Origin of the sequence: Pseudomonas sp. BF-RE-22 (assembly GCF_019956155.1) — a bacterium.
In the GTDB taxonomy this organism is placed as follows: Bacteria; Pseudomonadota; Gammaproteobacteria; order Pseudomonadales; family Pseudomonadaceae; genus Aquipseudomonas; species Aquipseudomonas migulae.
Window position 1 is genome coordinate 1 of sequence record NZ_JAHBDD010000072.1, and the last position, 10,260, is coordinate 10,260.

At 60.9% G+C, this 10,260-nt stretch carries 12 protein-coding genes; 7 read left to right on the forward strand and 5 right to left on the reverse strand.

Annotated features, from left to right (window positions below; translation table 11 throughout):
- Positions 1 to 217: 217 nt before the first annotated feature.
- Complete coding sequence (locus KGA82_RS25870; RefSeq protein WP_008043281.1) at positions 218 to 1,144, forward strand: universal stress protein; 927 nt, start codon at positions 218 to 220, stop codon at positions 1,142 to 1,144.
- 143 nt (positions 1,145 to 1,287) lie between these two features.
- On the opposite strand, the gene KGA82_RS25875 is transcribed toward KGA82_RS25870, so the two are convergent.
- Together KGA82_RS25875 and KGA82_RS25880 are read right to left on the reverse strand one after the other, a co-directional pair.
- Positions 1,288 to 2,100 (reverse strand): class I SAM-dependent methyltransferase, encoded by an 813-nt coding sequence (locus KGA82_RS25875; RefSeq protein ID WP_223415724.1) that lies wholly within the window; start codon positions 2,098 to 2,100, stop codon positions 1,288 to 1,290.
- 35 nt (positions 2,101 to 2,135) lie between these two features.
- Positions 2,136 to 2,405: a DUF4242 domain-containing protein gene (locus tag KGA82_RS25880; RefSeq protein WP_008028186.1), complete on the reverse strand. Its 270-nt coding sequence runs from the start codon at positions 2,403 to 2,405 to the stop codon at positions 2,136 to 2,138.
- A gap of 180 nt (positions 2,406 to 2,585) precedes the next feature.
- Between KGA82_RS25880 and KGA82_RS25885 the strand changes: the two genes are divergently transcribed.
- Positions 2,586 to 3,578: an AraC family transcriptional regulator gene (locus tag KGA82_RS25885; RefSeq protein ID WP_008028188.1), complete on the forward strand. Its 993-nt coding sequence runs from the start codon at positions 2,586 to 2,588 to the stop codon at positions 3,576 to 3,578.
- A 9-nt stretch (positions 3,579 to 3,587) separates the two neighbouring features.
- On the opposite strand, the gene KGA82_RS25890 is transcribed toward KGA82_RS25885, so the two are convergent.
- The 3 genes from KGA82_RS25890 to KGA82_RS25900 all read right to left on the reverse strand — a co-directional run bounded on the left by KGA82_RS25890 (position 3,588) and on the right by KGA82_RS25900 (position 5,438).
- Complete coding sequence (locus tag KGA82_RS25890) at positions 3,588 to 4,799, reverse strand: cytochrome c biogenesis protein DipZ (RefSeq protein ID WP_008028191.1); 1,212 nt, start codon at positions 4,797 to 4,799, stop codon at positions 3,588 to 3,590.
- A gap of 75 nt (positions 4,800 to 4,874) precedes the next feature.
- Positions 4,875 to 5,129 (reverse strand): hypothetical protein, encoded by a 255-nt coding sequence (locus KGA82_RS25895; protein ID WP_223453075.1) that lies wholly within the window; start codon positions 5,127 to 5,129, stop codon positions 4,875 to 4,877.
- 48 nt (positions 5,130 to 5,177) lie between these two features.
- Positions 5,178 to 5,438 carry a DUF2790 domain-containing protein gene (locus KGA82_RS25900; protein WP_008043296.1) on the reverse strand — a complete coding sequence of 87 codons (261 nt, stop codon included), beginning with the start codon at positions 5,436 to 5,438 and terminating at the stop codon, positions 5,178 to 5,180.
- A 305-nt stretch (positions 5,439 to 5,743) separates the two neighbouring features.
- Here KGA82_RS25900 and KGA82_RS25905 point away from each other — a divergent pair, with 305 nt between their 5' ends.
- The 5 genes from KGA82_RS25905 (at position 5,744) to KGA82_RS25925 (ending at position 10,142) form a co-directional block, all read left to right on the forward strand.
- Positions 5,744 to 6,484 (forward strand): response regulator, encoded by a 741-nt coding sequence (locus KGA82_RS25905; protein WP_008028195.1) that lies wholly within the window; start codon positions 5,744 to 5,746, stop codon positions 6,482 to 6,484.
- On the forward strand, positions 6,481 to 7,788 hold the full coding sequence (locus KGA82_RS25910; protein WP_223453076.1) for an ATP-binding protein: 1,308 nt from the start codon (positions 6,481 to 6,483) through the stop codon (positions 7,786 to 7,788). Before KGA82_RS25905 ends, KGA82_RS25910 begins: the two co-directional genes overlap by 4 nt.
- 191 nt (positions 7,789 to 7,979) lie before the next feature.
- Positions 7,980 to 8,612 (forward strand): CDP-alcohol phosphatidyltransferase family protein, encoded by a 633-nt coding sequence (locus tag KGA82_RS25915; RefSeq protein ID WP_223453078.1) that lies wholly within the window; start codon positions 7,980 to 7,982, stop codon positions 8,610 to 8,612.
- The gene (locus tag KGA82_RS25920; protein WP_008028204.1) at positions 8,599 to 9,198 is read left to right on the forward strand and encodes a lysophospholipid acyltransferase family protein; all 600 of its coding nucleotides are present in this window, start codon (positions 8,599 to 8,601) and stop codon (positions 9,196 to 9,198) included. The genes KGA82_RS25915 and KGA82_RS25920 overlap by 14 nt, the downstream gene beginning before the upstream one ends.
- Positions 9,195 to 10,142, forward strand: a complete 948-nt coding sequence (locus KGA82_RS25925) for a phosphatidate cytidylyltransferase (RefSeq protein ID WP_223453077.1) — start codon at positions 9,195 to 9,197, stop codon at positions 10,140 to 10,142. Before KGA82_RS25920 ends, KGA82_RS25925 begins: the two co-directional genes overlap by 4 nt.
- Positions 10,143 to 10,260 lie beyond the last annotated feature (118 nt).

Consider the following 10,260-nt stretch of genomic DNA (forward strand, 5'->3'; position numbering starts at 1 on the left):
CAGTCAAACTAATTAGTCACTGGACGGACGCCATCGCCAGCAAGCCGGCTCCTACAAAGGATTGCGTTGTTCTCAAGGTTGATGTTCACAGTGTGATCGCCTTATCCCCCCGCCCCGCTCCCGGCTGACCAGACGACAGGTTGATCATGGTCAATACTCAAAGGGTTGAATGCCTGTCGAATGACCCTGACGCTCGTTTACCCACGGGAGGTTTGTCATGTCTGAGCAATCACGTTTCATGCTGGTCGCCTCACCCCTGATGGAACACAGCCCCGCCTTCGACAGGGCCGCAGCGCTGGCCAAGGCCGAAGACGCGGCGCTGCACATCGTTGCGTTCGATTATCTGGAGGGCCTGGCGACCGCCAGTCTGGTCAATGAAAAGGCCCTGGAGCAGATGCGCCTGGGCTATGTCGATCGACACCGTCAATGGCTTGAGGACCAGGCGCGGCCCTTGCGCAAGATCGGGGTGCACGTCACCACCGAAGTGACGTGGGTCGAACGGCCGCTGGAGGAAATCCTGATTCACCTGAAAGAGCAGCCGATGGACGTGCTGATCAAGGCGCTGGAGCCGCATTCGATGCTCTCAAGGCTGATGTTCACGCCACTCGACGTGCATTTGCTGCGTGAATGCCCGGTGCCGCTGCACTTCGTCAGCCATGCCGCGCATGCCTTGCCGCGCAAGATCGTCGCGGCGGTCGACCCGTTCCATCGTGATGATCACTACAAAAGCTTCAACGACCGCATTCTTCACGAAGCGGCAAAACTGGCCAGCGCCTGTAATGCCGAGCTGGATGTGGTCTACGCCTATGACTTGTCATCGATCAGCGCCGATGAATTCGGCTTCGACAACGGTTCGGCGTTTTTCTCGTCGGGCAAAGCCAGGACCCTGTTCGACTACCAGGAAGCCGCCTTCAACGAACTGGCCGAACGCAACGGCATCGCGCCGCAGCAACGGCACATGATCATGGGCAACCCGGTAAAGGTCCTGACCCGCTACGCCGATGCCTGCGACATCGACGTGATCGTCATGGGCCGCATCGGCCATCGCGGTCTGGGCAGGCTGATCGGCAGCACGGTGGAGCACCTGCTGTACAAAATGCCGTGCAGCGTCTGGGTGGTGTACAGCGAGCGGTTGGATGAGTAAACCTGCTGAAAACACCCCAACCCCCTGTGGGAGCGAGACCGGCTTGCCGGCGATGACTGAGTCATATCCAACATTGATGTCGATTGACTCACCGCCATCGCCGGCAAGCCGGTCTCGCTCCCACAGGTTTTTGTGTGGCTAAGTCAGCGTCGGGTGATCACCACTTCAAGGTATTCACTCGGCACCACCAGCGATTTTTCACCTGTGCGGTTCAAGCGGTTGATCAGCTCGGCCAGGTCACCTTCAAGGGCCTGCGCGCCTTCGGGGGGCAGCGCCGCGAACGCCTTGTGGACCGGGCCATACCAGGTGCGGAACGTGTCGATGAAATGCGCGGCCGAACGGTAGCGGAAATTGAAGAACCGCCGTGTCACCTGAAGCAGAAACTCGCGCTCATCGAAGTGCTTATGCAGCCAGGCCTCGGAACCCCAGTTCGACGGTGGTTGTGCCCCTGGCGGAGGTGGCATGTGCCGGCCCAGGGTCTTGAACATCTGACCGACGAAACCTTCGGGCGTCCAGTTGGCGAGGCCGATCCGGCCGCCCGGACGACAGACCCGCGCCAGCTCGGCGGCGGCTTTGGCCTGGTCCGGTGCGAACATCACGCCGAAGGTCGACAGCACAGCATCGAAACTGCCGTCCTCGAACGGCAGCGCCTCGGCATCCGCCACTTGAAAGGTCACCTCCAGGCGCTCTGCCCGGGCCCGGTCTTCGCCGCGCTCCAGCAGCGCGGCGACGTAGTCGGTGGACGTGACGCGGGCACCCCGGCGCGCGGCCGCCAATGTCGCGTTGCCGTTGCCGGCGGCGACGTCCAGCACGCGCTCGTCGCAAAGCAGGTCGCAGGCTTCGGCGAGCTGCTCGCCGACAATCTGCAAGGTGGTGCCGATCACGGCATAGTCGCCACTGGCCCAGGCGGCCATCTGACGGTTTTTCAAGGCAGTGAGATCAATGGGAGTACTCATCAAATCGCTCCGTTACGAGTTCAAACGCCCCCGGCTTATTCCGCCGTGGTGGGGTCGATGACGGTCATGACCCGGGAAATGCGGTTGGCCGGGAAACCACTCAGCCTGGCATGCTCCCGGATCAACTCTTCGTTGGGCGAGAGGTACACACAGTAGAGCTTGTCACCGGTGACATAACTCTGCTGCCACTGCACCTCCGGCAAGTCGCGCAACGCTCGGCAGGACTTTTGCGAAGCCGCTTTCAAATCCCTTTCTGACAGTGTTCCAGCACCCGGAATCTCGCGTTCAATGATGAACTTCGGCATGGCAACCTCTCATTTTTGTTATTGATGACAGGGTCGGCAGACCCTGTGCCAACTATCGCGCTGCTGACCATCGGCGTCCTGCCCGATCGTCGGCCAACCTTGCCCGATCGTCCGGAGGTTTCGCGTTGTGCCGCGACAGGCTCACAATCAAAAGCTGCCCGCCCACAGGGGAACACCACCATGGACGCCCTGTCCCAGACCCTGCGCGTCGTCCGCCTGGTCGGCGCGATTTTCATCAACGCCAGGTTCACTGCCCCCTGGTGTTATCAGTCACCGAGCGCGGACACCGCCGCACCGTTTCTCGAGCCCGGCGCCGAACGTGTGGTGATCTTTCACTTGATCACCGAAGGCGAGTGTTATGTCGAACTCGGTGATGATCCTCCCCAATTGCTGACGGCTGGCGATGTGGTGGTGTTTCCGCAGGGCGATGCCCACCGCATGTGCTCCAAACCCGGTCTCGCGCCGGCCAGCGGTGCACGGCTGGACGTCGTGCTCGCGCGGCGTCCACGGCAGTTGAGTTATGGCGGTGGCGGCGCGGTCACGCGCCTGGTGTGCGGTTATCTGGCGTGCGATACGCGGCTGGCGGGCATGTTGTTGACGGGGTTGCCGGCCGTGGTAAAGGTCAATGTGCGCGGCTCGAACGCCGGGATCTGGCTGGAATCTTCGGTGCGTTATGCGCTGGCCGAAGCGCGCTCGCCAAGGCCCGGTGGTGAAGGCGTACTGGCCAAGCTGGCCGAGGTGTTGTTCATCGAAGTGCTGCGTTTGTACATGCACGAACAGGGCGAAGGCCGGACCGGTTGGCTGGCGGGTGTCGGCGACCGGATCGTCGGCGCCGCCCTCAACGCGCTGCACAAAAAACCCTGTCATGCCTGGACACTGGATGAACTGGCGCGCACCGCCGGCACCTCAAGATCGGTATTGGCGGAACGCTTTCAGCAACTGGTGGGGATTTCGCCGATGCAGTACCTGACGCAATGGCGCATGTTGCTGGCGGCCAACCTGTTACGCAGCAGTAACAGCTCATTGATGCGCATCGCCGAAGAGGTCGGTTACCAGACCGACACAGCATTCAGCCGGGCGTTTCGGCGGGAGTTCGGCGCACCGCCCGCGGCGTGGCGGCGCAGTCAGGAGAAACGAACAATGGCCCACGGCGCGGAGCCTGTGAGCCATTGAGTTGACGGGTTACGCGGCGGGGGCTTTCGCCTCTTCCAGCAACTGCTGGATCATCTTCTCCTGGGTTTCGTAGCGACCTTCACCGAAGTGGGTGAAACGCACCTGCCCCTTGGCGTCGATCAGGTAATGAGCCGGCCAGTACTGGTTATCGAAGTTGCGCCAGATCGCGTAGTTGTTGTCGATGGCCACCGGGTAGGTGATGCCGAGCTTTTTCACCTGATCCTTGACGTTGGCGATGATGCGTTCGAAGCCGTATTCCGGGGTGTGGACGCCGATCACCACCAGGCCATCCTTCTCGTATTTCTTCGCCCAGTCCTTCACGTAAGGCAGGGTGTGCTGGCAGTTGATGCAGTCGTAGGTCCAGAAGTCCACCAGCACCACTTTGCCTTTGAGCGACTCATTGGTCAGTGCTGGCGAGTTGATCCATTCGACGGCGCCGGACAGCGACGGCATCGGACCCTGGGCATTGTCCAGGCTTGTATCGGCCTTGACCTTGCTGACCAGGTAATCGACCACTTTCGGTACGCTTTCCAGCACGCCTTTCTCGATACTGCTGACGCCCTCGGAAGAAGTGCCGGCCAGCAGGGTCTTGTCGGCGCCGGTGGAAATCACCACCGCAGCCGCCAGTACCGCAAACCCGGTACCGCGTCGCAACCAGCCGGTCACTGGAATCGACGCTTTCAAGCGATTGACCAGGCCGCGACCGGCGAAGATCAAGGTGCCCAGGGACAACGCGCTGCCCAGGCCGTACGCCACCAGCAACAGACTGGTTTGCGCGTTGGCGCCTTGCAGCATGGCGCCGGTGAGGATCACGCCGAGGATCGGCCCGGCGCACGGCGCCCAGAGCAGACCGGTGGCGACACCGATCATCACCGAACCCAACGGGCCGGACATTTTGCGGGTGTCGGGGTCGAGGCGATTGCCCAACAGCACGAACGGGCGTGCCAGCCAGCCACCGACCCGCGCCGAAATCAGCGACAGGGCAAACAGCGCCATCACGATCAGGGCCACGTGGCGACCGGTGTTGTTGGCTTGCACCACCCATTCACTGCTGACCACGGCCAGGCTGGAGATCAGGGCGAAGGTCAGGACCATGCCGCCGAGGGTGAGCAGGATCGAGGAGCGAGTGCGGTCGACCCCGGCGAACAGGAACGGCACGACCGGGAGGATGCAGGGACTGAGGACGGTCAAAATGCCGCCCAGGAAAGCGATGAGAAACATGAGGATCACCTATAAATACGAGGGTGGCGGTTAACACCGATCCAATGTGGGTGATTACAGAAACAGTGTCCGGCCTCAGGCCGTCTGCTCATCCAGCAACTGGCCTTGTGGCGTGCGGCTGCCACCGTTCTCGGCAACCGTCTGCCCTTGCGGCGTACGGCTCGAACCGTCCTGTGCCAGGAAGGCGTTGGCGCCCTGCTCGTTCACCGGGGTCAGCTGGAAGCAGGTGCTGCTGCCGCAGGTGCTTTGTTCAACGGCGGCGTTGGCGTGAGCGGCGGCGCCGGCAAGGGCGAAGGCAGCGGCGGTCAAAAAGCGGGTTACGTTGTTCATGGCGTTCTTCCTGTATCAAAGGGGATTGGCAATCGGTCAGCGAAGGACTCAGTTGTCTTCGTTGCAGTCAGCAATTTTTCGGTAGTCCAGCACCTGGGTTTTGTTCTGGGAGTCCAGGTAAGTCAGCTGGGCATCGACAATCCCGCAGGCGTTCGTGGTGTCCTGTGTCAACGACACCACTTTCTTGATGTCCAGGTGGGTGCCGTAGCTGTAGGTCCTGGCGCTGACGTCGGCTTCGGCACGGGCCGACAGGGTGCAGATGTTCAGGGCGGCAAACAGGCAAGCGGCGTAGATGGCTTTGGTGTTCATGGTGGTGTCCTCAAGGCTTCAATGGGTAGGTCGTTCAATTGAGCCGAGGCGGTTGGGTTTGCCTCGATGGAACCTATTAGAAGGCCCTGAGGTATCTCGTCTGTGTCGAGAAGCGACGCGTGTAAATCGGTACGTATCAAAGGGGCCTGCCGATACACAGCGATACAAAACCCCTGGATTCCCGGGTTTTTAAGTCCATGTGTATCCACCGACACACCAGATACACTGCAATACAAAGGGTGGCGGGCGAGCGGGCAAAGGCTCGATAGACTGTGCGCATTCCCTATTTGAAGAGGCTTGGCCCCATGGAACACGTCGATCACATCCTCATCGTGGACGATGACCGCGAGATTCGAGAGCTGGTAGGCAACTACCTGAAGAAGAACGGCCTGCGCACCACCGTCGTGGCGGACGGCCGGCAGATGCGTGCGTTCCTCGAGACCACGCCGGTGGACTTGATCGTGCTCGACATCATGATGCCGGGCGACGATGGCCTGATGCTGTGCCGCGAAATCCGCGCCGGCAAACACAAGACCACCCCGGTACTGATGCTCACTGCGCGCAACGATGAAACCGACCGTATCATCGGCCTGGAAATGGGCGCCGACGATTACCTGGTCAAGCCGTTCGCCGCCCGTGAACTGCTGGCGCGGATCAACGCGGTGCTGCGGCGCACGCGGATGCTGCCGCCCAACCTGGTGGTCACCGAAAGCGGTCGCCTGCTGGCCTTCGGTCGCTGGCGCCTGGACACCTCGGCCCGCCATCTGCTCGATGACGACGGCACCATGGTCGCGCTCAGCGGCGCGGAATATCGACTGCTGCGGGTGTTCCTCGATCATCCGCAACGGGTGCTCAACCGCGACCAGTTGCTGAACCTGACCCAGGGCCGCGATGCTGATCTGTTCGACCGCTCCATCGATTTGCTGGTCAGCCGCCTGCGTCAGCGCTTGCTCGACGACGCACGGGAACCGGCCTACATCAAAACCGTGCGCAGCGAAGGCTATGTGTTTTCGCTGCCGGTGGAAGTCCTCGGGGCGCCCGCATGAACCTTTCCCTGCGGTGGCCCCGCACCCTCGCCTCGCGCCTGTCGCTGATTTTCCTGATCGGTCTGATTCTGGCGCAGGTGTTGTCTTTCGGTGCGCAGTACTACGAGCGCTACGAAAGCGCGAAAAACACCATGCTGGGCAATCTGGAAACCGACGTTTCAACCTCCATCGCCATCCTCGACCGCTTGCCGGCCGAAGAACGCATGAGTTGGCTGCAACAACTGGATCGCCGCAACTACCGCTATTTGCTGGATGAAGGTTCGCCCGGCACGGCGATGAGCGATACACCTATCGCGGTGACCTCGATCAAGGACGCCATCGGCAAGGATTACCCGATGACCGTGACCGACATTCCCGGTCCGATCAAACATTTCCAGGTCCATCTGAAACTGGCCGATGGCAGCCCGGTCACTATCGACGTGCGTCCGTCGATGGTGCCGTTGTCGCCCTGGTTGCCGGTCGTCTTGCTCGGCCAACTGTTGCTGATGATTCTGTGCACCTGGCTGGCCGTGAGAATCGCCATTCGCCCCCTCACCCGCCTCGCACAAGCCGTCGAAACGCTGGACCCCAACACCCACCCGGTGCACCTGGACGAAAAAGGCCCGACCGAAGTCGCCCACGCCGCCATGGCCTTCAACGCCATGCAGGCGCGCATCGCTGCCTATTTGAAAGAACGCATGCAATTGCTGGCGGCGATTTCCCACGACCTGCAAACCCCCATCACCCGGATGAAACTGCGCGCCGAGCTCATGGACGACTGCAACGAAAAAGACAAACTGTGGAACGACCTCGGCGAGATGGAGCATCTGGTGCGCGAAGGCGTGGCCTATGCCCGCAGCGTCCATGGCGCCACCGAGGAGAGCCGTCGCACCGATCTGGATTCGTTCCTCGACAGCCTGGTGTTCGACTATCAGGACATGGGCAAGGACGTTCAGCTCAGCGGAAAAAGTGACACCGTCATCGACACCCGGCCGCACGCCTTGCGCCGCGTGCTGGTGAACCTGACGGACAACGCACTCAAATTCGCCGGCGCGGCGCAACTGCAGGTGGAATCGAAACCTGGCGGCAGCTTGTCGGTGAAGGTGATGGACCGCGGCCCCGGGATTGCCGAAGAAGAACTCGCCCACGTGATGGAGCCGTTCTACCGCGTGGAGAATTCGCGCAACCGCAGCACCGGCGGCACCGGCCTGGGCCTGGCGATTGCCCAGCAACTGGCGCTGGCCCTCGGCGGGTCGTTGACACTGAGCAACCGCGAAGGCGGCGGACTTTGCGCAGAGCTGAAGCTACCCACCAAATCCCTGTAGGAGCGAGGCTTGCCCGCGAAGGCCTCGACACGGTTCTACCTGAAAACCGTGTCATCGTTCTTCGCGGGCAAGCCTCGCTCCTACAGAACCTGAACCAAGGCCAAGGAAAGCCTTTATATTGTCGGGCGCAGTCGGTGATTCGCCGCTGTGCTGTACTCGGCAACACCTCATCACTGATATGGACATTGCACATGGATGAAAACAGAAGACCCATCAAAACGCGTTCTGCGGGATGGGCCAAATACGTCACCGACCAGTTGGTGAAAAGGGACCTCTCCCCCAATCAGATCTCCGTGGCCAGCATCGCCTTTGCACTCGCTGGCATCGTCGCGCTCAATATCGACACGGGCGTCATCGGCTCGATCCTCTGCGCCCTCGGCATTCAGTTGCGCCTGTTGTGCAACCTCTTCGACGGCATGGTCGCGATTGAAGGCGGCAAGAAATCCGACATCGGCAGCCTCTACAACGAATTCCCCGACCGGATTGCCGACAGCCTGCTGATTGTCGGCCTGGGCTACGCCATCGGCTACTCTGACCTTGGCTGGTTTGCCGCGCTGGCTGCGGCATTGACGGCTTACGTCAGGGTGTTTGGCGGCTCGATCGGTCTCAAGCAGAGCTTCATCGGCCCGATGGCCAAGCAACACCGAATGGCAGTCATGACGGTCGGGCTGCTGCTGAACGCCGTCGAAGCGAGCGTTTATGCCACTCACTACGTGCTGTTGATTGCGCTGGTCATCATCGCCATCGGCTCCGCCGCGACCTGCGTCACGCGCACTCTGGCCATCACGCGCGAACTGAAGGGGAATCCTCATGTGGATCAGTAATGCGCTGATTTCTGTTCTTCGATTCGTGATCGGCGTCACGGCCCGATGGGAAAGCCCGCCGGACCTGACACGCCAGCGTATCTATTTCGCCAATCACTCCAGCCATATGGACACCCTGGCAATCATCGCGGCCCTGCCACCGGAAGCCCGAGTGAACGTGAAACCGGTTGCGGCCGCTGACTACTGGGGAAAGAACAAATTCCTGTCATACATCTCGCAGAAAGGCCTGAATGCGGTTCTGATCGATCGCAACCCCGCGCCCGGCGTCAACGTACTGGAGCCGATTTTCGACGTGGTGCGCGCCGGCCATTCGATCATCATCTTTCCGGAAGGCACGCGCGGCAGCGAGGCATTACCCGGTCCTTTCAAATCGGGTCTGTTCCGCTTGGCCGAGACATTCCCTGAGGTTGACCTGGTGCCTATCTACCTGGAAAACCTGCATCGCTCCATGCCAAAAGGCAAACACGTCCCCCTGCCCATCATCTGCACGATCCGTATCGGCGATCCGCTGCAACGGATCAGCGGCGAGGAAAAACAGGTGTTTCTGGATCGGGCGCGTGACGCGATTGTGAGGTTGTCGGAATGAATCTTGATGAAAAGTTTTTGTGGTTCTTCGGCGCCATTGCCGCCCTGTTGGCGATCGCTTCGATCATCGGCCGGATACTGGCCAAGCGGGCGACGACAGAGGGCTCGATCTCTACCATCGAAAACCTCAACCAGCGCGTGAATGCCTGGTGGGGGATGGTGATCATTTTCTTCGTGTCCTACCTGCTGGGCGGGAACGCGACGGTCATTCTGTTCGGCTTTATTTCCCTGTTCGCGCTCCGGGAATTCATCACCCTGACACCGACCCGGCCTGGCGACCATAACGCGCTGTTTTCGGCGTTTTTCATTCTGATCCCCCTGCAATACGTATTGATCGGCACCCACTGGTATTCGCTGTTCACGCTGTTGATTCCGGTGTACGCCTTCCTGCTGCTGCCGGCGATTGCGGTGCTGAGCCAGGACACCGACGCCTTCCTGGAACGGGCGGCCAAAATTCAGTGGGGGGTGATGATTTGCGTCTACTGCATCAGCCACGCGCCGGCGCTGTTACTGCTGGACCTGGAAGGCTTCCAGGGCCAGAACGCGCTGCTGCTGTTCTACCTGGTGTTCGTCGTGCAGTTGAGTGACGTGTTGCAGTACGTGTTCGGCAAGCTCTTCGGCAAGCACAAGGTTGCGCCGCTGGTGAGCCCGTCGAAAACCGTGGAAGGCCTGGTCGGCGGCGGTTTGTCGGCCACGCTGATTGGCGGCTGCATGTTCTGGATGACACCGTTCAGTTTCTGGCAGTCGCTGATGATGTCGTTCGTGATTGTGGTGATGGGTTTCCTGGGCGGTCTGGTGATGTCGGCGATCAAGCGCAGCCTCAGCGCCAAGGACTGGGGCACCATGATCAAGGGCCACGGCGGCATGCTCGACCGGATGGACTCGATCTGCTTCGCGGCACCGATCTTCTTTCACCTGACGCGGTACTTCTTCTCCGCCACATAAGCCACTAATACCTGACACACCACTGTTTCCTGACACCCCGACTCTTTGTAGGAGCCGGCTTGCTGGCGATAGCGGTGTGTCAGGCGACATCAATGTTGATTGTTGGACCGCTATCGCC

Bases quoted from the DNA above. Each gene is read 5' to 3' on its own strand.
- KGA82_RS25870 (WP_008043281.1), top strand. From the start codon at position 218: ATGTCTGAGCAATCACGTTTCATGCTGGTCGCCTCACCCCTGATGGAA.
- KGA82_RS25875 (WP_223415724.1), bottom strand. From the start codon at position 2,100: ATGAGTACTCCCATTGATCTCACTGCCTTGAAAAACCGTCAGATGGCC.
- KGA82_RS25880 (WP_008028186.1), bottom strand. From the start codon at position 2,405: ATGCCGAAGTTCATCATTGAACGCGAGATTCCGGGTGCTGGAACACTG.
- KGA82_RS25885 (WP_008028188.1), top strand. From the start codon at position 2,586: ATGGACGCCCTGTCCCAGACCCTGCGCGTCGTCCGCCTGGTCGGCGCG.
- KGA82_RS25890 (WP_008028191.1), bottom strand. From the start codon at position 4,799: ATGTTTCTCATCGCTTTCCTGGGCGGCATTTTGACCGTCCTCAGTCCC.
- KGA82_RS25895 (WP_223453075.1), bottom strand. From the start codon at position 5,129: ATGAACAACGTAACCCGCTTTTTGACCGCCGCTGCCTTCGCCCTTGCC.
- KGA82_RS25900 (WP_008043296.1), bottom strand. From the start codon at position 5,438: ATGAACACCAAAGCCATCTACGCCGCTTGCCTGTTTGCCGCCCTGAAC.
- KGA82_RS25905 (WP_008028195.1), top strand. From the start codon at position 5,744: ATGGAACACGTCGATCACATCCTCATCGTGGACGATGACCGCGAGATT.
- KGA82_RS25910 (WP_223453076.1), top strand. From the start codon at position 6,481: ATGAACCTTTCCCTGCGGTGGCCCCGCACCCTCGCCTCGCGCCTGTCG.
- KGA82_RS25915 (WP_223453078.1), top strand. From the start codon at position 7,980: ATGGATGAAAACAGAAGACCCATCAAAACGCGTTCTGCGGGATGGGCC.
- KGA82_RS25920 (WP_008028204.1), top strand. From the start codon at position 8,599: ATGTGGATCAGTAATGCGCTGATTTCTGTTCTTCGATTCGTGATCGGC.
- KGA82_RS25925 (WP_223453077.1), top strand. From the start codon at position 9,195: ATGAATCTTGATGAAAAGTTTTTGTGGTTCTTCGGCGCCATTGCCGCC.